15 protein-coding genes and 3 pseudogenes are annotated in these 20,507 nt (G+C 59.3%); 15 read left to right on the forward strand and 3 right to left on the reverse strand.

What is annotated here, in order from left to right; genetic code table 11:
• Positions 1-20 precede the first annotated feature (20 nt).
• The 14 genes and pseudogenes from THIARS_RS17205 (at position 21) to THIARS_RS17270 (ending at position 17,173) form a co-directional block, all read left to right on the forward strand.
• The gene (locus THIARS_RS17205; RefSeq protein WP_094161949.1) at positions 21-1,469 is read left to right on the forward strand and encodes a mannose-1-phosphate guanylyltransferase/mannose-6-phosphate isomerase; all 1,449 of its coding nucleotides are present in this window, start codon (positions 21-23) and stop codon (positions 1,467-1,469) included.
• Positions 1,470-1,533: 64 nt separating this feature from the next.
• Positions 1,534-2,649, forward strand: a complete 1,116-nt coding sequence (locus tag THIARS_RS17210) for a KpsE/RkpR family capsule polysaccharide export protein (RefSeq protein ID WP_094161950.1) — start codon at positions 1,534-1,536, stop codon at positions 2,647-2,649.
• The gene (locus THIARS_RS17215; RefSeq protein WP_094161951.1) at positions 2,639-3,454 is read left to right on the forward strand and encodes an ABC transporter permease; all 816 of its coding nucleotides are present in this window, start codon (positions 2,639-2,641) and stop codon (positions 3,452-3,454) included. Before THIARS_RS17210 ends, THIARS_RS17215 begins: the two co-directional genes overlap by 11 nt.
• Positions 3,455-3,515: 61 nt before the next feature.
• A pseudogene (locus THIARS_RS17220) lies at positions 3,516-4,130 on the forward strand (ABC transporter ATP-binding protein).
• Positions 4,131-4,143: 13 nt separating this feature from the next.
• The gene (locus tag THIARS_RS17225; RefSeq protein ID WP_094161952.1) at positions 4,144-6,186 is read left to right on the forward strand and encodes a methyltransferase domain-containing protein; all 2,043 of its coding nucleotides are present in this window, start codon (positions 4,144-4,146) and stop codon (positions 6,184-6,186) included.
• A 3-nt stretch (positions 6,187-6,189) separates the two neighbouring features.
• Entirely contained in the window at positions 6,190-11,304 is a 5,115-nt protein-coding gene (locus THIARS_RS17230; RefSeq protein WP_094161953.1) for a DUF6492 family protein, read from the forward strand.
• Positions 11,301-12,332: a GDP-mannose 4,6-dehydratase gene (gene gmd / locus THIARS_RS17235; RefSeq protein WP_094161954.1), complete on the forward strand. Its 1,032-nt coding sequence runs from the start codon at positions 11,301-11,303 to the stop codon at positions 12,330-12,332. Before THIARS_RS17230 ends, gmd begins: the two co-directional genes overlap by 4 nt.
• A 19-nt stretch (positions 12,333-12,351) precedes the next feature.
• Complete coding sequence (locus THIARS_RS17240) at positions 12,352-13,296, forward strand: GDP-mannose 4,6-dehydratase (RefSeq protein ID WP_245845969.1); 945 nt, start codon at positions 12,352-12,354, stop codon at positions 13,294-13,296.
• Complete coding sequence (locus THIARS_RS17245) at positions 13,293-14,888, forward strand: glycosyltransferase family 4 protein (protein ID WP_222423083.1); 1,596 nt, start codon at positions 13,293-13,295, stop codon at positions 14,886-14,888. Before THIARS_RS17240 ends, THIARS_RS17245 begins: the two co-directional genes overlap by 4 nt.
• 115 nt (positions 14,889-15,003) lie before the next feature.
• Positions 15,004-15,249: an antitoxin gene (locus THIARS_RS17250; protein WP_094161956.1), complete on the forward strand. Its 246-nt coding sequence runs from the start codon at positions 15,004-15,006 to the stop codon at positions 15,247-15,249.
• Positions 15,249-15,653: a type II toxin-antitoxin system VapC family toxin gene (locus THIARS_RS17255; RefSeq protein WP_094161957.1), complete on the forward strand. Its 405-nt coding sequence runs from the start codon at positions 15,249-15,251 to the stop codon at positions 15,651-15,653. Before THIARS_RS17250 ends, THIARS_RS17255 begins: the two co-directional genes overlap by 1 nt.
• A 60-nt stretch (positions 15,654-15,713) precedes the next feature.
• The gene (locus THIARS_RS17260; RefSeq protein ID WP_245845970.1) at positions 15,714-16,049 is read left to right on the forward strand and encodes a type II toxin-antitoxin system Phd/YefM family antitoxin; all 336 of its coding nucleotides are present in this window, start codon (positions 15,714-15,716) and stop codon (positions 16,047-16,049) included.
• Complete coding sequence (locus THIARS_RS17265) at positions 16,049-16,462, forward strand: putative toxin-antitoxin system toxin component, PIN family (protein ID WP_094161959.1); 414 nt, start codon at positions 16,049-16,051, stop codon at positions 16,460-16,462. The genes THIARS_RS17260 and THIARS_RS17265 overlap by 1 nt, the downstream gene beginning before the upstream one ends.
• Positions 16,463-16,519: 57 nt before the next feature.
• Positions 16,520-17,173, forward strand: a complete 654-nt coding sequence (locus tag THIARS_RS17270) for an ABC transporter ATP-binding protein (protein WP_094161960.1) — start codon at positions 16,520-16,522, stop codon at positions 17,171-17,173.
• A 154-nt stretch (positions 17,174-17,327) separates the two neighbouring features.
• On the opposite strand, the pseudogene THIARS_RS17275 reads toward THIARS_RS17270, so the two are convergent.
• Positions 17,328-17,483 (reverse strand): annotated as a pseudogene (locus THIARS_RS17275) (transposase); the annotation flags it as partial.
• Between THIARS_RS17275 and THIARS_RS17280 the strand changes: the two are divergent.
• Positions 17,483-18,556: pseudogene (locus THIARS_RS17280) on the forward strand (RNA-guided endonuclease InsQ/TnpB family protein); the annotation flags it as partial. The pseudogenes THIARS_RS17275 and THIARS_RS17280 sit on opposite strands and share 1 nt — an antisense overlap.
• A gap of 56 nt (positions 18,557-18,612) precedes the next feature.
• On the opposite strand, the gene THIARS_RS17285 reads toward THIARS_RS17280, so the two are convergent.
• Together THIARS_RS17285 and THIARS_RS17290 are read right to left on the reverse strand one after the other, a co-directional pair.
• Positions 18,613-19,941 (reverse strand): ISL3 family transposase, encoded by a 1,329-nt coding sequence (locus THIARS_RS17285; protein ID WP_094161961.1) that lies wholly within the window; start codon positions 19,939-19,941, stop codon positions 18,613-18,615.
• Entirely contained in the window at positions 19,942-20,499 is a 558-nt protein-coding gene (locus THIARS_RS17290; protein WP_094161962.1) for a M48 family metalloprotease, read from the reverse strand.
• Positions 20,500-20,507 lie beyond the last annotated feature (8 nt).

Raw genomic sequence — 20,507 nt, forward strand, 5'->3', positions numbered from 1 at the left:
CATCACCCAGTGAGACATCCATGACTCTCATTCCCGTCATCATCTCCGGCGGAGCCGGCACCCGGCTCTGGCCCGTTTCGCGCGAAAGCCATCCCAAACCCTTCATCAAACTGGCGGACGGACAAAGCCTGCTGCAAAAGACCTTTTTGCGCGCTGCCGCGCTGCCGGGCGTGGAGGAGGTCTACACCGTCACCAACCGCGATTTCTTTTTCAAGACCGAAGACGACTACGCCGCCGTCAACCCCGGCAAACTCTCCACCACCTACCTGCTGGAACCCTTCGGCCGCAACACCGCGGCGGCCGTTGCGGCGGCCGCGCTGCACGCCGAAAGCCAGCAGCCAGACGCCGTGCTGCTGGTGATGCCGGCAGACCATCTCATCCACGACCAGGCCGCCTTCGCCACCGCCGTGCAGCAAGCCGCGGAACTGGCGCGCGACGGCTGGCTGGTCACCTTCGGGATCGAGCCCGAGGCGCCCGACACCGGGTTTGGCTACATCGAGGCAGACGGCCACAAGGTCAAGCGCTTCGTCGAGAAGCCCGATCTCGACACCGCGCGCGGCTTCCTGCAACAAGGCGGCTATTACTGGAACTCCGGCATGTTCTGCTTCACCCCGGCCACCATCCTGCGGGAAATGCAGCGGCATTGTGCCGAGATCGTCGAGGGCGTGCAGGACTGCCTGGGCCGTTCGCGCCGGGTGCAGGGCGAGGGCATCATGCAGGTCGAGCTCGACGCGCGCAGCTTCGCGCACGTGCACGACCAGTCCATCGACTACGCCGTGGCTGAAAAATCCGACCAGGTGGCCATCGTGCCCTGCAACATCGGCTGGACCGACATTGGCAGTTGGACCGCCTTGAGCAACTTGCTGACTTCGGACGCCAACGGCAACCGCATCGATGGCGACGTGGTGCTGCACGATGTGAAGGATTGCGCCATTCACGGCGAGCAGCGTCTCATCGGCGCGGCGGGGGTGCAAGGGCTCATCATCGTCGACACCCCGGACGCTCTGCTGGTGGTGTCCAAGGACAACACCCAGGATGTGCGCCAGCTCTATGCCGCGCTCAAAGCCCGTGGCCACGATACCCACAAACTCCACCGCACCGTGCACCGTCCCTGGGGCACCTACACCGTGCTGGAAGAAGGCCCGCAGTTCAAGATCAAGCGCATCGAAGTCAAGCCCGGCGCGAGCCTGTCGCTGCAGATGCACCACCACCGCAGCGAACACTGGGTCGTGGTGTCCGGCACGGCGAAAATCATCAACGGCGAGGACGACCGTTTTGTTCGCACCAATGAATCCACCTTCATTCCGCCCTGCACCCCGCACCGCCTCATGAACCCCGGCAAAGTCAGTTTGGTCATGATTGAAGTGCAAAGCGGCGACTACCTCGGCGAGGACGACATCGTCCGCTTTGCCGACGCCTATGGCCGTGTCGCCAAGCCCGAGAATGCCCAAGCCGCCCAGCCCGCGTAAACCTTGACCACGCCAATCAGCGCATCAACCTCCCGGTTTCAGCAACGCCATCGATCGCATACCCGTGTCCATCAACAAAAAGCCATTCTGGCAACGCATCAACAAACTCTTTCTCGCCACCGTGGTCGTTCCCACGGCGCTGTCGGGTGTGTATTACGGCTTCATCGCCAGCGGGGAGTACATCTCGGATTCGAGCTTTGTCATCTACAACCCGCAGCAAACCAATACGGGCGGCTTCAGTTCACTGCTGGCCACGGCGGGGCTGTCGCATTCCAGCTCGGGCGCGTATTCCGTGCACGACTACATCCTCTCGCGCGACGCGCTGGCCGAACTGCAGCGCACGCTGAACTACCGCCAGATGGTCAGCAACAGCCGCATTGACCTGTTCAACCGCTTTGGCGGCATTCTGGCCCCGTACTCCAGCTTTGAAGAGCTGTTCGATTACTACAAAAAAATGGTGTCCGACAACATCGACACCGTCTCCAACATCAGCACCTTGCAGGTGAAGGCCTACACCGCGCTGGACGCCCAGCGCATCAACGCCAACCTCCTCGCACTGGGCCAGAACCTGGTCAACCGCCTCAACGCCCAGGCCAACGAGGAAGGGGTGCGGTTTTACAAGCAAGATGTTGCCAACGCCGAGGCCAAGGTGCGCGCCGCCTCGCTGGCCATGGCCGCCTACCGCAACAAGCACGGCGTGTTCAACCCCGCGCCGGAAAGCGCCCTGCAACTGCAACTGGTTTCCAAGCTGCAAGACAAGCTCATTGCCGAGCAAACCCAGCTCGCCCAGCTTTTGTCCGGCACGCCCAGCAACCCGCAGGCCCCCCTGCTGCGCAAAGGCATCGAGGAGCTGAAGCGGGAAATCACCCGCCAAAGCGCCAAAGTGACGGGCGGCAGCAATTCCCTGGCCAGCAAGGCGTCGCCCTACGAGCAACTGGTGCTCAACCAGACCTTTGCCGAAAAAGAACTTGCCGCAGCCATCGCCGCGCTCGAGCAAGCACGCATCACCGCCCAAAAACAGCAGCTTTTCGTGGAAGTGATCGCCAAGCCCAGCCTGCCCGACAAGGCCATGCAGCCCAAGCGTGTGCGCGGCGTGCTGGCCGTGCTCGTCGTCGGCCTGCTGCTGTGGGGCGTGTTGAGCGTGATCATCGGCGGCGTGAAGGAGCACCATGACCGCTGAAACCCACCGCCCAGCGCCGGTCGACACCAATCCGAGCTTCTGGCACCAATTGCGCATTCAGCGCCGGGTCATCTGGGCGCTGACCATGCGTGAAACCATCACCCGCTTCGGGCGCGAGGGGCTGGGCACGATCTGGCTGGTTGCCGAGCCTGCCATGTTCATCGTCGGTGTGATGGTGATTTTCTCGCATATCGAAAGCCATGCGACATATTCCATTGCGGAATACCTGGCCGTGAGCTACCCGACCCTGTTGTTCTGGCGCAATGGAACTGGCCGCGTGACCAAAGCCATCGAAATCAACCGCGCCCTACTACATCACGCCCCAATCCGCCCGATGGACATCATCTATTCGCGCATATTGCTCGAATTCTCCGGCTCGGCGGCGGCGTTCTTCATTCTCTACCTCGTCTTTGTGCAACTCGGCATTTGCACTTGGCCGGCCGACACCCTCACCATGGCCCTAGGTTACATCCTGGTGATCTGGTTTTCCTTCGCCTTCGTGCTCATTATGGCCGCGCTGGCTGAACTCAGCGAAACCATCGAGCGCGTCTCGCATATCGTGCTTTATCTCATGTTGCCTGTCTCAGGAGTTTTTATTCCACTCTATGCAATACCAGAACAATTTCGTGAAATTCTGCTTTACTTTCCGCTGGTGGATGCCGTCGAGTTTTTTCATAGGGGATATTACGGCGACCGCATGACCACCTATTACCACCTCGGCTACAGCATGTTTGTCATCCTCGCCATGACGCTGTTTGGTTACACCCTCACCAATATCGCCATCCGCCGCGTGCAGCGCAACTGACCATCACCACCACCCAAACCCTCCTCCCCTGCTGGCGACGGAGGCCGGGAGCGGAATCGCCATGATCGAACTCACCGACATCTGCAAAACCCACCTCCCCACCTACCACGGGCGGGCACAAAAACTCATGCTCGACCATGTCGATCTAACCATCAACCCCGATGAAAAAGGGAGCATCTTTGGGCACAACGGCGCAGGCAAATCCACATTGATCCGCATCATCAGCGGTTCTGACAAGCCGCACTCCGGCCGCGCCAACAAAACCATGACCGTCTCCTGGCCGCTGGCTTTCAGCGCCCCTTTCCAAGGCAGCCTCACCGGGCGCGGCAACACCAAACTCATCTCGCGGTCTATGGTGCGGACTTTCACCAAACCCTCGAGATGGTGGAAGACTTCGCCGAACTGGGCTCCTATCTCACCGAACATTCGCAATCTCCATGGCCATTGAGTTCCATTGCTTATTGATCGATGAAGGCATGTCCGTGGGCGATCATCGATTTGCAAAAAAATGCGATACAGAATTTTGGAGAAACGCGGAGACCGCGCCTTGATCATCGTCGCCCACCAGACCGATCTCATTCGCAACCATTGCGATCACGCAGCCGCGCTTGAGCAAGGCCGTCTGAGTGTCATGCCTTCGGTAGACGCAGCGATTGCCGCTTACGAGGCGCTTTGAAGCGTTGTCTCCCATGCTCGATCAGACAACGACCTTTTACCGTACCTTCGAAGATGCTTTTCGGGGCTCGCGTGAACTCATAAGACAGCGCTTGTGTCAATATGCGCCATTCATTCAACCCCTCGCAATCCTCTATCCCCATGGGGAAGCACTGGATTTAGGCTGCGGCAGGGGCGAATGGCTCGAAGTCATTTCTGAGCAAGGTTTTTCGGCACGCGGTGTGGACCTGGACGATGGCATGCTGGCCGCCTGCATCGAACGCGGTTTGCAAACCTCCCATCAAGACGCAGTTAGCGCGCTAGAAGCATGTGCCGATGAAAGCTTATGCATCGTCTCAGCCTTCCATGTCGCCGAACACATCTCTATTGATGCTCTGCAAACGCTCGTGGCCGAAGCTCTACGCACACTCAAGCCCGGCGGCATCCTCATTCTCGAAACGCCAAATCCGGAAAATCTTACCGTCGGGTCATGCAGTTTTTATCTCGACCCGACCCACCAGCGGCCCATACCGCCGCAACTTTTAGCCTTTCTACCCGAGAGCGCGGGTTTTGCCCGAAGCAAAGTCGTGCGCCTGCAAGAAGCGCCAGAACTCCGCGACGCGCAGGACATTGGCCTACTTCAAGTTATCGAAGGCGTTAGTCCCGATTACGCGGTCGTCGCCCAAAAAGCGGCACTTGGATCGATTCTCTCCGCGTTCGATTCTGCATTTCAAACCGAATATGGCCTGACCCTGAGCGTTCTCGCGCAGCGATACGAATCCGCATGGAAGGAGCGGCATGTAGTGCTGGGTCAGGCCCTCGAAGCTGCCCAGGCCGCCACGCTCTGCCGCGAGGAAGCGCTGCGCAACGACACTCAGACCCGACTCGACGCCCTGCGTGACGAACTTCAGGCGCAAAGTGAGGCTATAGCCACCCATGCGGATGCAAGGCTCCAAGCCAGTGTTGCTGAAATCCGCAACGAAACTGCCGCACAAAGAGACGCGATGCAACTGCGCTTTATGCAACAAGAGGACACGCAACAGTACTTGTATTGGGAGATGCAACAACAACAAAACACGATCGCAGTGCTCGTCGAACAGATGCGCACAATACGACAACCCTGGTGGCGGCGCTTGTTCAAACCTCGGCAGTCTTTCATGCCACTTCCCGAAAATCGGCGAGCGAGTGAAGTGCAGTTATCGTTGCAGCGGATCATGGCAGCGCCCCCACCGCCCAAAGCAAATTCCGATATCGCCGTCTCGCAAACTCAAAACCCGGCCGCATCACCAATCATCACCAAAGAAACGATGAAGCAACAACCCATGCCTTCGATACAGCACATTGCCGAACTCTTTGCCTTGGATGGAGAAACCTTCGTTGTCGAGGCATACCGCAATTTGCTCGCGCGCGAGCCAGATGAGCACGGCATGCGCTATTACCTTGGCCGTTTAGCTATGGGAAAAAGAAAATCGGCTGTCATTGCCCAAATAGCGAAATCTCCCGAGTGTCAATCGGTAGCAAAGATTGGTGGCCTTGCTCAACTGATGGCCGAAGAGCGTCGTGTAGCCCATTGGTTTTGGCAAATCTTTGGCCGCCGCCAACGTCTGGAAGAAGGGCTGCACAGTGGCATCAATGAACTCGCTCGTATTCAACAACACAACCTAATGCGGTTAGAAGACACGACAACACAATGCACACACCAAATCATCGCTGCGGTCCAGCGCATGTCCGACGCCAACTTCGAACGCCATGCCGAGATTATTGCCCTGATTCGGGCCTTCCCTCGTCCTGTTGAGGATTCTCAACCCCTAGTGATCACGGCCCTTTCACCCCAGACGACAGAACCGCCTCATTTGTCACGCGAAACCGTTCTATCCCTTTTTCGCGCAATTCTGGGTCGAGAACCCGAAAACGAAGAAGTCATCCATCGGCACTCCCTTCTCCCTTCTGCAGCCGTGCTTCGTGAGGCTCTCATCCAATCAGATGAATTTCAGGCGCGCCTGGCTGCATTGACAGAGCACGCCCGTGGCATTTTTAAACAACAACTGCAAGCCAAGCTTGCCGACATAGGAATTTAAGTTATGCGTCTAGTGATTGACATGCAAGGTGCGCAAACGGCAAGCCGGTTTCGCGGCATCGGGCGTTACACCCTGGCGTTGGTCAAGGCAATGGCAGAATTGCGCGGACAGCATGAAGTTTTCCTAGCGCTCAACGCTGGTTACGCCGACACTATCGAGCCCATCCGAGCTGCTTTTGCCGATCTCTTGCCCGCTGACCATGTCCGTGTCTGGCAGGCGATGGGCCCGGTAGGTGGACACGATGCAGCCAACGACGCACGGCGCAAGGCGGCAGAGGCCATACGCGAGGCGTTTCTGGCTAGCTTGGCGCCAGATGTCGTGCTGGTATCGTCACTATTCGAAGAATATGGCGGTGAAGCTGTCATCTCAGTGGGGACATTAACCAACACTTTGCCGACGGCGGCTATTTTATATGATTTGATTCCACTCGTTCATCGGGACATTTATCTGCGCGATCCGCATATGTCGCGCTGGTATTACGGGAAACTCGATCATCTTCGTCGCATCGATCTTTTGTTGGCAATCTCAGGATCTTCTGAACAAGAAGGCAAAGAATTTCTGAATTTCCCAGCTCACACGATTACCAATATTTCGACGGCCTGTGACGCGCATTTTCGCACGCATCCCCTCGATAATGCTGCCCGAGCACGGCTTGCTCAAACCTTTGGTATCGAACGTCCCTTCGTCCTGTACACCGGCGGCAATGATCTGCGCAAAAACGTCGAAGGCTTGATTAGTGCGTTTGCGAGACTGCCCCCTGCATTGCGCGCGGAATACCAGCTAGTGCTAGCCGGGTGGGAACTATTTGACCAGCGTGAGCGCTATTTCTCGTTGAGTAGACAAGCAGGTTTGCTTGAAAACGAGCTGCTGTTGACCGATCAGGTTACCGAGGACGATCTTGTTCTCCTCTACAACGCCTGCACGCTGTTTGTGTTCCCGTCTTGGCACGAAGGTTTTGGCCTGCCGGTACTGGAAGCCATGGCCTGCGGCAAAGCGGTGATTGCCGCCAATAGCTCCAGTCTGCCGGAAGTGGTGGGGCACGCGGAGGCCCTGTTCGCCCCGCGCGACGATGTCGCCATGTCGGCAAAAATGGCCGAAGTGCTCGGCAACCCTGAATTCCGGCATGAACTGGAGCGCCACGGGCTCGAGCAAGCTAAAAAATTCTCATGGGAAACGAGCGCCCGTCGTGCCTGGAATGCTCTGGATGCACTGCATCAGCAAAAGGCGCAAAACTGTGCACCCAGCCACACCCATGCCAAACGGCCACGTTTGGCGTTTGTCTCCCCCCTGCCGCCCGAAAAAACCGGCATTGCCGACTATGCCGCCGAGATCTTGCCCGAGCTGGCACGGCATTACGACATCACCGTCATCGTGCAGCAGGAACGGGTTGAGAATGCCTGGGTGCAGGCCAATGCGCCCATCCGTGATGCGGCCTGGTTCCGTGCTCACGCCCGGCAGTTTGACCGGGTGATTTACCAGTTCGGGAACTCGCCATTCCACAGCCACATGTTCGACCTTCTGGCTGACATCCCCGGCATGGTGGTCTTGCATGATTTTTATCTCTCCTCGCCCGTTTGGCACCGCGACGAACATGGCCCTGCGCAGCATGGCTGGGCACAGGCGCTGCTGGCCGGTCATGGCTGGAATGCCGTGCGTGAACGCCTGCAAGTCAGCTCGTGGAATGATGTGCTCGAAGTGCTCACCGCTTACCCCTGCAATTTGGCCGTGTTGCAACAGGCGCAGGGGATCATCATCCACTCCAGCTTTTCTCGCCAGCTCGCGCAGCAGTTCTACGGGGAGCATGCAGCGGCCGCTTGGGTCTTGATTCCCCATCTACGTCAACCTGTTAAACCGGTAGACAAAACCCAAGCACGCCAACGACTGGGGGTGGCGGAAACTGATTTTGTGGTGTGCAGTTTTGGGTTGCTCGGTTCCACCAAACTCAACCATCGCCTGCTCGACGCCTGGCTGGCCTCGCCGCTGGCGCAAGACACCGCCTGCCGCCTGGTGTTTGTGGGTGAAAACGATGGCGGAGATTACGGGCAAAATCTCTTCCACACCATTGCCAGCAGCCGGGCGCACGACCGCATCACCATCACTGGCTGGGCAGACACGGAAGCCTACCGCGCCTGGCTGGCCGCAGCCGATGTGGGCGTTCAGCTCCGTACCCTGTCGCGCGGCGAAACCAGTGGCACGGTGCTGGATTGCATGAATTACGGCCTGCCCACTATTGTCAACGCCCATGGCTCGATGGCCGATTTGCCCGCCGATACGGTCTGGATGCTGCCGGATGCCTTCAGCGATGCCGAATTGATCGACGCGCTCGCTAGTCTTTATCGGGATGCGGCGCGGCGCAAAGCACTCGGCGCGCGGGCGCGGGCGCACATCCATGAGCATCACCACCCCCGCCGCTGCGCCGAGCGCTATACGGCCGCGCTGGAAACCGCCTACGCCCAGGCCGCGCAAGGTTTGGCAGGCTTGTCTCAGACCTTGGCGGTCGCTTCCCCGGCGCTGGCACCCGCCGAGCTGCCGCGCTTGGCGCAAACGCTGGCGGCAAATTTCCCGCCGCACCCGCGCAGGCGGCAGCTTTTGCTCGATCTTTCCGAACTCGTACAGCGCGATGCGAAAACGGGCATACAGCGCGTCACCCGCGCCCTGCTGCAAGCACTGCTCGCCGCGCCGCCTGCCGGGTGGTCGGTGGAACCCGTCTATGCCACGCCAGACCAGCCCGGTTATCGCTATGCCAGAAAATTCACCAGCCGGTTCTTGGGGTTGCCTGATGACTGGGCCGAAGATGCGCCGGTCGAGGTTTGGCAGAGCGATATTTTCTTGGGATTGGATCTGCAGCATCATGTCGTCTTGGCGCAAGAAGAAACGCTAAAAAATTGGAAATTGCGCGGTGTTTTTGTTTATTTTGTAATTTACGACCTGCTGCCAGTCACCCTGCCCGAGGTATTCCCGGAAGGTACGCAAGATTTACATCAGCACTGGTTATCCACCATAACCCGCTTTGACGGCGCATTGTGTATTTCTCGCGCCGTGGCCGATGAACTCTTCGATTGGCTTCAAACCTTTGGACAAAAGCGCGAACGGCCCTTTGCCCTGAATTGGTTCCATCTGGGGGCAGATGTGGATGGCAGCGCGCCCTCACAAGGCATGCCCAGCGATGCGCCAAACACGCTCGCAGCGCTTCAATCGCGCCCAACTTTCCTGATGGTCGGCACCATCGAACCGCGCAAGGGATATCTGCAAACTCTGCTGGCCTTCGACCAACTCTGGACGCAGGGTGTGAATGTGAACCTCGTCATCATCGGCAAGGAAGGCTGGAAGCCGGTGCCCGACGAGCAGCGCCGCGACATCCCACAAACCGCCCGTGCGCTACGCAATCATCCAGAACTCGGTAAACGCCTTTTCTGGCTCGAAGGCATCAGCGATGAATATCTCGAGCAGGTCTATTCTCATGCCACCTGCCTGATCGCCGCAAGCTACGGCGAAGGCTTCGGCCTGCCGCTCATCGAAGCCGCTCGCAACGGGCTGCCCCTGCTGGTGCGCGACATTCCGGTGTTCCACGAGGTCACGGCAGCCCACGCCTTTTTTTTCCCTGATCGGCGCGAGCCCGATGCCATTGGCGATGCGGTGCAAACCTGGCTCGAGCTCTACCACCAAGGCAAACACCCACTTAGTGACGCCATGCCGCGCCAGACTTGGAAAGATAGCGCCAAACAAGCGCTGGATGCCATTTTGGGGACGACCCCTCCATACAAAACCTGGCTACCCGACGGCGTGCGCCGCTACTGGGGCGCAGATTCGCGCTTGCACACTGAAGTCGGTCAACGCAAAGGCCGTGCGATATGCGCTACCGGCAAGGCGGGCATGCTTATCTACGGTCCCTATGAACAGTTCCAGCCAGGACGGTACCAACTGTTCATTCGCGGCACAGCCGACCACTGGACCGGAAAGGAATGGCTGGATGTGTCCTGCAACCAAGGCAAACGCAAACTGTTCCATCTCGAATTGCGCGCAGGTCCTCCAGGGACATGGCAGGAAATGCAGGAATTCAGCCTCGAAACCGCGTACGCGGATGTGGAAATCCGCATTTGTGTGAGAGAAGAAAGCCGCCTGAGTGTGGAAGGCATTGAGGTGTCAGTGATGCATGCGACTGGTTCTTTTGTAGGGTCATTATTATTTGATTTGCAAAAAGAATTAAAACAAAAAAACGAGATTTTTGGCAATTTTATCCATGATTTTGCGGTTGTGAACAAGAGTTATGCCAAGGACATGGAATGGTCAGTAGCGCTATATAAATCGTGGCGCAAGCATGCTGCACGCGAAGCACCGTTTTTTATGGTCGTACCCAAAGAAGATATTGTGAATTTTGAGCGCCGTTTTGAACTTGAGGTCGAGCAAGGCGCGGTTACAGAAAGACCATTTTTATTAACAGAGGAGGATGTTCTTCATGTGTCGGGTATCGCATGCCCCCCCGAGTTCACGGGCTGGCATGTGCAACAAATCATAAAGCTTTGTTTTTCAAAAACAAAACTGGCGCGACACTATTTAACCCTGGATAGCGCCATGATATTTACAAAACCCTTTGATTATCGAACCCTGTATTCCGATGATGGTGTTTTTTGCACCGCGGCCAGCCCCTTAAGAAAAGAAGATTTTTACAGATGCTATCAGCACGTCGACGAAAAGGGTTGGTTGAATGGCGAATTAGTGAATCTCAGCAAATCACTGGAGGCCATTTGCGCATTCATGGGCAATGACTCGGAATTCACGCATCAATATATAGGTGGGTCAGGATTTTTTGACTCTGAGCTTGCAATAGGCCTAGAAAAATATGCGAACGAAAAGGGTTTTTGTGGATTTGTCGGGCTTATCAGCATGGCGCCGTACGAATTCGCCTGGTATGGCGAATATGTGTTTATGCTTCATCGAGACAAATTCAGGCCGAAAGGCCCTTTAATAATGGAGCCATGCATTACATTACCAAACCTAAAAGATCTTTACGACGGCAATTTTAATATTCCAGACCATTTATTTGGTGTGCTTATACAGCCGCCAGCATCGGATCAGTGCGAACTATCAAAAATTAATTGGGGAAAAGCAAACAAATGATCGCAATCATCACCGGCATCACAGGCCAAGACGGTGCCTATCTGGCCGAACTGCTGCTGGCCAAGGGTTACACCGTCTACGGCACCTACCGCCGCACCAGTTCCGTCAATTTCTGGCGCCTTGAGGAACTGAGCATCGCCCAGCACCCCAAGTTGCACCTGGTGGAGTTCGACCTCACCGACCTGGGCTCGGCCATCCGCCTGCTGCAAACCAGTGAAGCCACCGAGGTGTACAACCTCGCCGCACAGAGCTTTGTGGGCGTGAGCTTCGACCAACCCCACACCACGGCGCAGATCACCGGCATCGGCGCCTTGAATCTGCTGGAGGCCATTCGCATCGTCAACCCCAAGATCCGCTTCTACCAGGCCAGCACTTCGGAAATGTTCGGCAAAGTGCAGGCCGTGCCTCAGGTGGAAGACACGCCCTTCTACCCGCGCAGCCCCTACGGCGTGGCCAAGCTGTATGCGCACTGGATGACGGTGAACTACCGTGAGAGCTACGGCATCTTCGGCGCCAGCGGCATTTTGTTCAACCATGAAAGCCCGCTGCGCGGACGCGAGTTCGTCACCCGCAAGATCACGGACAGCATGGCCAAGCTCAAGCTGGGCAAGCTAGACGTGCTGGAGTTGGGCAATCTGGACGCCAAGCGCGACTGGGGCTATGCGAAGGACTATGTGGAAGGCATGTGGCGCATGCTGCAGGCTGACGAGCCGGACACCTATGTGCTGGCGACCAACCGCACCGAGACGGTGCGCGACTTCGTGACCATGGCGGCCAAGGCTGCTGGTTTTGCGCTGGAATGGCAGGGCAAGGCCGAGCAGGAGCGCGGCATCAACATTGCCACGGGCAAAACCGTCGTGGCGGTGAACCCGAAGTTCTACCGCCCCGCCGAAGTGGAATTGCTCATCGGCAACCCGGCCAAGGCCAAGGCCAAGCTCGGCTGGGAGCCGACCACCACCCTGGAGCAGCTCTGCGCCATGATGGTGGAAGCGGACCTGCGCAGGAATGCGGCGTGGGCGTCGTTTTGAGCGCTCCCAAGTCAGGGCTGTGCCCAGCCCGCTCCCGGCGGGGGTCAATGGACAGGAGACGACCTTGCGCCCGATAGTTCTCATCACTGGCCTGCGTGGTTTCACCGGGCGGTATTTGGACGCTACGCTGCGCACGCGGGGCGCCCGGGTTGTGGGTCTCGTGCAGGGGGTGGCGCAAGACCCCGATGAAGTCGCCTGCGACCTCACCGATGCCGCATCGTTGCGGGAAGCGGTGGCGCGCGTTCAGCCCACGCATGTGGCGCATCTTGCCGCGTTGTCCTTCGTCGGACATGGAGATTCAAGGGCGTTTTATGACGTCAACCTCTTCGGAACCCTGAACCTGTTGGAGTCGCTTGCAGCGCTTCCAGTGCCGCCGGGCAAAGTGCTCATCGCCAGCTCCGCCAATGTGTATGGCACGCCAGGCGTGGAGGTCATTGATGAGTCGGTCTGCCCTGCGCCCGTCAATCATTATGCGAACAGCAAACTGGCCATGGAGCATATGGCGCGCACATGGTTCGAGCGTTTGCCCATTGTCATGACGCGGCCGTTCAACTACACCGGCGTGGGGCAGGACGAGAAATTCCTCATCCCGAAGATCGTGAACCATTTCAAGCGCCGCGCGCCGTTCATCGAATTGGGCAACCTGGATGTCAGTCGCGATTTCTCCGACGTCAGGGACGTCGCCACGATGTACACCGCTTTACTGCTGGATGCGGAGGGGGTCGAGGGCCAAACGCTCAACGTCTGCTCAGGACGCGCACATTCCCTGCGGGACATTCTCGGCATGGCGGAGCGCATCTGTGGCCATTCCGTGGAGATTCGCGTCAACCCGGCTTTCGTGCGTGCAAATGAGGTGCCGCGGCTGCTCGGGTCGGGCCGAAAATTGCAGCATTACACCGGCTTGACGCCGCAAATCCCTATGGAACAGACATTGCGTTGGATGCTGAACGGAGAATCGCCTTGAACAGCGACTCGCAACCGTCGCGCGCACGGCCCGAGCAGGCGCAAGCCGCTCCCATCACCGATGTTCTGCTGGACATGCGACCTGCCCTCGATGGGTTTTATGGCATTCCGCAGGAAACCCGGCTGTTGTTCAGCGCACTGGCGGCACTGCCGGGTTTGCGCGTTTCCGGTTTGCTTCAACTCTCCACCAGACGGGTCAAAGGCGGGGTTACGCCAGGTCAGGCATTCAGCGAAGCCGAGCGGGTGCACCGTTATTCCAAGGCGGTGGTGTCGCTCAAAAGTCAGAGCGTCACGGACTGGAAGGAAAGCGTCGCGGATTGGGTGAGCGCCCTGTTCCATAAATGGGCGCTGCGATGGGGGGCATGGGCTGGCGCCGCCCCCTTACGCTTGCAGTCGTTTGAAACCCGCGCGTTTCGCGACTTCATCTGGCAGCAGTTGTTTGCCCGCAGCGTGCCCCCTGCGGAGCGCGAGCAGGTCTTGCGCTGCGACTATCGCATTTGCTCCTCGCCTTGGCGCTGGATGCACCTGGTGGGCATCGAGCGGGCGGGCCTGCTTGGCAAATCGCGCTATCCAAGGCTCGACACGCGGGGGGTTGACGTGCTCATTACCCAAACGCCCTATCCGGGCCGTGTGAGCGCGGGGACTGCGCTGGTGGTGCACTACCACGACGCCATTCCGGTGCTGATGCCCCATACCATTTCGGATCGGGCGTTTCACGAGGCCAGCCACTTCCAGGCACTGGCCGCCAATGTGCGCGATGGAGCCCATTTCGTCTGCGTGTCTGAGGCCACACGGCGCGATTTGCTCAGCCTCTTTCCCGAGGCCGAAGCGCGCGCGGTGACCATCCACAATATGCTGCCCTCTCACTATCACCCTGAAGCGGTGGAACCGGAACGCGTGCCGGGCATTGTGCGGCGGCATCTGCATGACGAGTATCGCCCCAAGGGCAGCAGCGCGAAGACCGACCGCAATGTGTACAAGCTGGCCAAGTCGTTTTCGAACGAAGCAGAAAAATCCGCCTTTTACGCCCAGGCATTTGGTCCTGATTCGCGCTTCGTGTTGATGGTCTCCACCATCGAGCCGCGCAAGAATCACGCGCGGCTGATTGAGGCCTGGGAGGTGTTGCGCGACCGGGTCGATCCCGATCTCAAGCTGGTCCTGGTCGGCCACATTGGCTGGGACCACAAGGCCGTGCTGGAGGGCTGCCTGCCATGGATCGAACAGGGTGGCCTGTTCATGCTGCACAGTGTGCCGGCAGAGTCGATGCGCATCCTGTATCAGCAGGCCACCGTCACGGTGTGTCCGAGCGTGGGCGAGGGTTTTGATTTTTCCGGGGCGGAAGCCATGCGCTGCGGCGGCGTGGTGGCGGCCTCCGACATTCCCGTGCATCGCGAGGTATACGGCGATGCCGCGGTGTACTTCGATCCGTACGACACGCAATCCGTGGTGCATGCCCTGCAGGCCCTCGTTGATGCAGACGACGCCCAGCCACGAGCCGAAACCCTGCGGGCGGCCGGGCTGGAGCAAAGCGCACGTTACCTGCCCGAGCGCATCGTGCCGCAATGGGAGGCGTTTTTGCGCGGGCTGGTCTAGGGTGTCTGGCCCAAGGCGCGCCAGGCATGCCTTTCGAGAGCAACACCCCTTGGCGCTTGTTGACAACAGACAGACAAAGGCATATCTTTTTGATATATCTTTTTGAGGACTTGCAATGGAAACAGCCAAGGTCTTCTGGTCCGGCAGGTCGCAGGCCGTGCGTTTGCCAAAGTCGTTTCGGTTTGAGGGTGACGAGGTGCGCATACGTCGGCACGGCGCGGCGGTGATTCTCGAACCCATGCCTGTGGATTGGGCATGGCTGGATGCGCTCTGCGCTCCGTTGGATGCCGATTTTGTTCAGGCTGCAACAGAGCAGACGCAAGCCCAAGACCGCCCAGAACTGAAAGCAGTGTTTCGCTGATGCGCTACGTGCTCGACACCCACGCCATCATTGCCCTGCTGAAAGACCCGGCTGGGCCCGTGTCGCAACGTGTTCGACAGCATCGGCCAGCGGAGGTGGGGGTCTCGGTCATCGTGATGCACGAGTTGTATTTCGGGGCTTTCAGAAGTCAGCGCGTGGAGAGAAATTTGACCATCGTCGATGGCTTGCGCTTCGAAGTGGTTCCTTTCGACCAGGAAGACGCGCGCCGCGCCGGGGAAATTCGAGCTGTGTTGGCGGCGTCAGGCACGCCCATCGGTGGCTATGACCTTCTGATCGCCGGCCAGGCCAGCGCACGCGACCTCATTCTGGTTTCACGCAATCTGCGCGAGTTCACCCGAGTGGAGCATCTGCGCGTGGAAAACTGGGAAGATGAGTCTGTTTGATGATGCCCCCATTCCAATGGTTGCCGAAGCCAGCCAGAAGCGAGCCGAGGCTGCATGCGGATGGACGCAGGTCGCCACTTGAGTCATAATGATCATATCGACCATATCACTCTGGTGCCCGCCATGATCACTGAAATCAGCGCTGTCAATTTTCGGCAAAACCTCGGCGAGATGCTCAATCAAGTGCAGTACCGCAACGACAGCATCGTCATCAACAAGGATGGCAAGCCAGTCGCGGCCTTGGTGGATGCCGAGTTATTCGCCCGCATTAGGCGCATGCGCGAGCGCTTCGAGGCGCTCAGTGACCGCATCGCTTCGTCGTATGACGAGGTGCCGATCGAGCTGGGCTTGGCCGAGATCGATGCAGCGGTGAGTGCCGTACGCGGCAAGCGCTGATGCCGTCGCTGCGCGTCGTGCTCGACACCAACGTGCTGGTGTCAGGTTTAGCCTACCCGGCCAGCGTACCAGGGCGCATCGTCATGGCCTGGCGCCAAGGGGGATTGGACGTGGCGCTCTCACGCTACATCCTGGATGAAATGGTGCGTGTTTTGCCGCGTTTATCGCGGGTGAGGCTGAACAGCGCGGAGATCCGCGATCTGGCCGATAGCTTCATGTTCCTGGCCGACATTGTCGAACTCTCGGGCACTCGCGATGCGCAGTTGCGTGACGAGGCTGACCAAGCTGTGCTGCAGACACTCCTGGCCAGCACAGCGAACTGTTTGATCACCGGTGACAAAGACCTGCTGGCGCTTGCCGACCGGTACCCAATCTTGACGCCAGCCGAGTTCTGGGCGCGCCATGGAGGATGAGGGGGACGCAGAGGGGCTATCCCAAGGCCTACGCAAGAGAAGGAATTCACAGTAAAAATGATGCAACTCATCGACATTTGCAAGAGCTACCCCATTCACCACGGCCGCAGCCAGCGGCAGGTGCTGGACCACATCAACTTCACGGTGAAACCCGGCGAGAAGTGGGGCATCATGGGGCGCAATGGCGCGGGCAAGTCAACCCTGATCCGCGTCATGAGCGGGTCAGACCGGCCGCAGAGCGGCATCGTTCGCAAGACGATGTCCATCTCTTGGCCGCTGGCGTTTGGCGATGCCTTCCAGGGCAGCCTCACTGGCAAAGACAACACCCGGTTGATTTCGCGGGTGTATGGGGTCGACTATCACAAGGCTCTGGAGATGGTGGAGAGTTTCGCCGAGCTGGGGGCGTATCTGGGCGAGCCGGTGAAAAACTATTCCTCCGGCATGCGCGCGCGCCTGGCCTTTGCCATTTCCATGGCCATCGAGTTCGATTGTTTCCTGATCGACGAGGCCATGTCGGTCGGTGACCACCGCTTTGCAGTGAAGTGCGACCAGGAGCTGTTTGAAAAGCGGGGCGACCGCGCCATGGTCATCGTGGCGCACCAGACCGATCTCATCCGCAACCACTGCGATCATGCCGCTGTACTGGAGCAAGGACGGTTAACGGTGTACGAGACTGTGAACGAGGCGATTGCGGCGTATGAGGGGCTGTGACGCGCGAATGCGCTGTGCGACCTTGCGTCAAAATGAGTTGGGGCTTGCCTTCTCCGACATGCTGGACGTGGTGATGGCACTGACCCGGTGCGCGACAAGCCCCGCCGTTCAGGGCGGGGAAGGATAGCGCGGACGGCGTAGCCGTCCTAGGGTTTCAGTGTGGCGTCTGTTGCTGCTCGATGTACTGGCGCACGATGGAGATCGGAGCGCCGCCGCAGGATGCGGCGAAGTAGGACGGCGACCACAGCACGCCTTTCCAGTAGCGTTTTTGAATGTCGGGCCGCTCCTTGCGCAGCAAGCGGCTGGACTTGGCTCGCGGATGCGCCAGTCCACCCGCTACAGCAGACTCTGAAGGATTTGGAGCGCGCGTATTCCAACTTCTTCGCCAAACGCGCCGACTTCCCGCGCTTCAAGAAAAAAGGCCAGGGCGACGGGTTCCGCTACCCCGACCCGAAGCAGATCAAGCTCGACCAGGCCAACAGCCGCATCTTCCTGCCGAAGCTCGGCTGGTTGCGGGTCCGCTTCAGCCGGGACGTGCTGGGCGCGGTGAAAAACGTCACAGTGAGCCAGTCGGACGGCACGTGGTTCGTGTCGATCCAGACCGAGCGCGAGGTCGAACAACCGTTACCCCAGGGCGACGCGGTGGGCATCGACATGGGCGTAGCGCGTTTCGCCACGCTCTCGGACGGCAGGTTCGTTGCTCCGCTCAACAGCTTCAGGAAGCACGAAATCGCCTTACGCAAGGCGCAGCAGGCGATGAGCCGCAAAACCAAGTTCAGCAGCAACTGGAGACGAGCGAAGGCCCGCGTCCAGCGCATTCACTCCCGCATCGGCAACGCTCGCCGCGACTTCCTGCACAAGACCACGACCACGATCAGCAAAAACCACGCGATGGTGTGTATCGAGGACTTGCAGGTACGGAATATGTCCAGGACGGCGGCAGGCAGCACCGAGAAGCCGGGAAGACATGTTCGGGCCAAGTCGGGCCTGAATAAATCCATCCTCGATCAGGGCTGGTTCGAGTTCAGGCGCCAACTGGACTACAAATTGGCGTGGAACGGCGGCTGGCTCGTCGCTGTGCCGCCGCAGAACACCAGCCGGACCTGTCCATGCTGCGGCCATGTCTCGGCAGAGAACCGCCAGACGCAGGCGCGGTTCGCGTGCGTCGAATGCGGCTTCGAGGAAAACGCCGACGTCGTCGGCGCGATCAATATCCTTTCCCGTGGGATGCAAATGCTGCGGGACGAAGGGCAGAACACGGCGGACGCTTCCGCCGGGTGCGCGAGCACAGCCCGGATCGCCTGTGAAGTGAGCGGTGCAGCAAGGCCGCCAACAGCAGGAACCCACCGAAGCGACTCAGGCGCGGCTCCATGCCGCGCCTGAGCGCCGTAGGAATCTCAGGCCTTCAGGCCGGGGAGGATGTCAATGTGTAAGAAGGCTCAGAGCCTGCCTTCCTCGATGAGCCTGGCCAGTGTTGAAATGTCCACACCGTAGTTCTTCTCTGCTTCTGGCGCGTCGTGTTGAAACGTGGTGAACATCGCCATGCGCCCGGCCATGTCGTCGGCCATTACTTCACGACGGCGGAATTTCAGCTTGACCTTGTTGTGCACGCCCTCGGTGAAGAGGATCTTCGCGCGCAGCGCCTCGAAGCTGTAGCCGCGACCCAGACGGTTCATCACCCGGATCAGGCTGTTCAGGCTCTCGGTGTACGCGTTGGTGACCGGGTGGTCGAAGTAGGCGAGGATCTGCGGTTGCCAGTTGGTGAAGGCGCGGATCAGGTCGGCGAAGGCATCGTGCACCTCCGGGATGACAGACCGCTGCCAGGCCGCATAGCGGGCCAGCGCCTGGTCGGGTGTACCCATGCCCTCGTAGACCCCGTAGAACGCCTCCTTCAGCCTGTACGCCTCGCCCAACTCGGGGTAGTTCGCCGTCCAGCCCGAGAGCAGCAGGCGTTCTTTGTCGTTCAGGTCGCGCTCGCGCTTGAGCAGGACAAAACGGTCGTGCATCAGCCCTCGGCGCTGCTTTGGCGTCAGCGACTCGCGCAGCGACTTTCGGACTCGCTCCACCGCGTCGTTTGCCATGCGCACGACATGGAACTTGTCGATGACGATGCGCGCGTCGGGCATGACCGCCTGCACCGCGTCGCGGTATGGCACCCACATATCCATCGCCACGGTCTGAACATCGTGGCGGCCGTCGAGGTTGCCCAGATAGTTGATGACCGTCTTCTTGTCGCGGTTCGGCAGCAGGTTGACGATGGTGTTGCTGCGGATGTTGGAGATCACGCAGCGTGGCTTGATGATGTGAATCTCGTCGATGCCCATCCAGGTCGGCGTCTCGAAGCGAACTGTCTTCTCCAACTCGTTCACGTAGTCGCGGAAGATGTTGCGCACCGTCTTTTCATCGAGGCCGATGTCTTCCGCGATGCTGGCGAAAGTGCGCCGCAGGCTTTGCTGGCCGATCCAGACGACCAGGCGGTCGGTCATCTCCCGCTTGGTGTTGATTGCTGGCAGCGGCTCCATGAAGGTCTTGCCGCACGCCTGGCACCTCCAACGCTGGGTGTCCACGTAGATGCCGACGCGCTTGCCGTGGATCGACAGGTCGCGGACAAGCTGCTCATTGCGCCCGTAGCGCAGGAGGCGATCACTGCCGCAGTTCGTGCAATGGGATGGCCGCTGTGCGACCTCCGCGCGGATGTGATAGTCGTGCTCGGTTTCTTCGACCCGCAGAACCTTGTAGGCGGGCAGATTCAGGATGTTCGCTGGCATCTACTTGGGAACGGAAGACCGGCACGACTCACCCTGCAATCCAAGCGCCGACGCGCGATGAACAACATCCTCGCCGACAATCTGTCCAGGTTCCGCGCGACCAGTGGACTCCACGGCATATCGCCACTGATCTGGGGTCGATCCTGTGATGCGCAGCGCAACACGATCGGCCGCCACTTCTTCGTCCGGCGAGCGGCGAGCGAATGCCTTCCATCGGCGCGTCGCATGACCCACCTCGTGCGCCAATATCAAACGCAACTCCGCATCTGACAATCTGGCCAGGTAAGCACGGGATACCTGGATGCGGTGGCGCAACGGAATGTAGTAGGTGCCGGCGTTGGCGACGCCGAACGATGGCACGCTGCGAAGTCCCGCTGCCGTGGCAAGTTGGGCGAGTTGCGCCCTTGCCCACGGCTCCCTCTCTTGCGAGGCGGAGATCTCAGCTTGGCTCAAGCGAACTCGGCCTCGGGTCGGATCTGGATCTGTGACACGCCACAGCCACGAGACGCCAAACAGGCTGGCCCAAACGATGACCACGAGGTCCGCGATGTCGCGCATGCCTTCAA

The sequence above is a fragment of the Thiomonas delicata genome, assembly GCF_900088825.1.
Classification (GTDB): domain Bacteria; phylum Pseudomonadota; class Gammaproteobacteria; order Burkholderiales; family Burkholderiaceae_C; genus Thiomonas_A; species Thiomonas_A delicata.

What these genes read in the sequence shown, in the direction of transcription:
- gmd (WP_094161954.1), top strand. Translation starts at nt 11,301, where the DNA reads ATGATCGCAATCATCACCGGCATCACAGGCCAAGACGGTGCCTATCTG.
- THIARS_RS17215 (WP_094161951.1), top strand. Translation starts at nt 2,639, where the DNA reads ATGACCGCTGAAACCCACCGCCCAGCGCCGGTCGACACCAATCCGAGC.
- THIARS_RS17230 (WP_094161953.1), top strand. Translation starts at nt 6,190, where the DNA reads ATGCGTCTAGTGATTGACATGCAAGGTGCGCAAACGGCAAGCCGGTTT.
- THIARS_RS17250 (WP_094161956.1), top strand. Translation starts at nt 15,004, where the DNA reads ATGGAAACAGCCAAGGTCTTCTGGTCCGGCAGGTCGCAGGCCGTGCGT.
- THIARS_RS17260 (WP_245845970.1), top strand. Translation starts at nt 15,714, where the DNA reads ATGGACGCAGGTCGCCACTTGAGTCATAATGATCATATCGACCATATC.
- THIARS_RS17205 (WP_094161949.1), top strand. Translation starts at nt 21, where the DNA reads ATGACTCTCATTCCCGTCATCATCTCCGGCGGAGCCGGCACCCGGCTC.
- THIARS_RS17290 (WP_094161962.1), bottom strand. Translation starts at nt 20,499, where the DNA reads ATGCGCGACATCGCGGACCTCGTGGTCATCGTTTGGGCCAGCCTGTTT.
- THIARS_RS17265 (WP_094161959.1), top strand. Translation starts at nt 16,049, where the DNA reads ATGCCGTCGCTGCGCGTCGTGCTCGACACCAACGTGCTGGTGTCAGGT.
- THIARS_RS17225 (WP_094161952.1), top strand. Translation starts at nt 4,144, where the DNA reads ATGCTCGATCAGACAACGACCTTTTACCGTACCTTCGAAGATGCTTTT.
- THIARS_RS17270 (WP_094161960.1), top strand. Translation starts at nt 16,520, where the DNA reads ATGATGCAACTCATCGACATTTGCAAGAGCTACCCCATTCACCACGGC.
- THIARS_RS17255 (WP_094161957.1), top strand. Translation starts at nt 15,249, where the DNA reads ATGCGCTACGTGCTCGACACCCACGCCATCATTGCCCTGCTGAAAGAC.
- THIARS_RS17285 (WP_094161961.1), bottom strand. Translation starts at nt 19,941, where the DNA reads ATGCCAGCGAACATCCTGAATCTGCCCGCCTACAAGGTTCTGCGGGTC.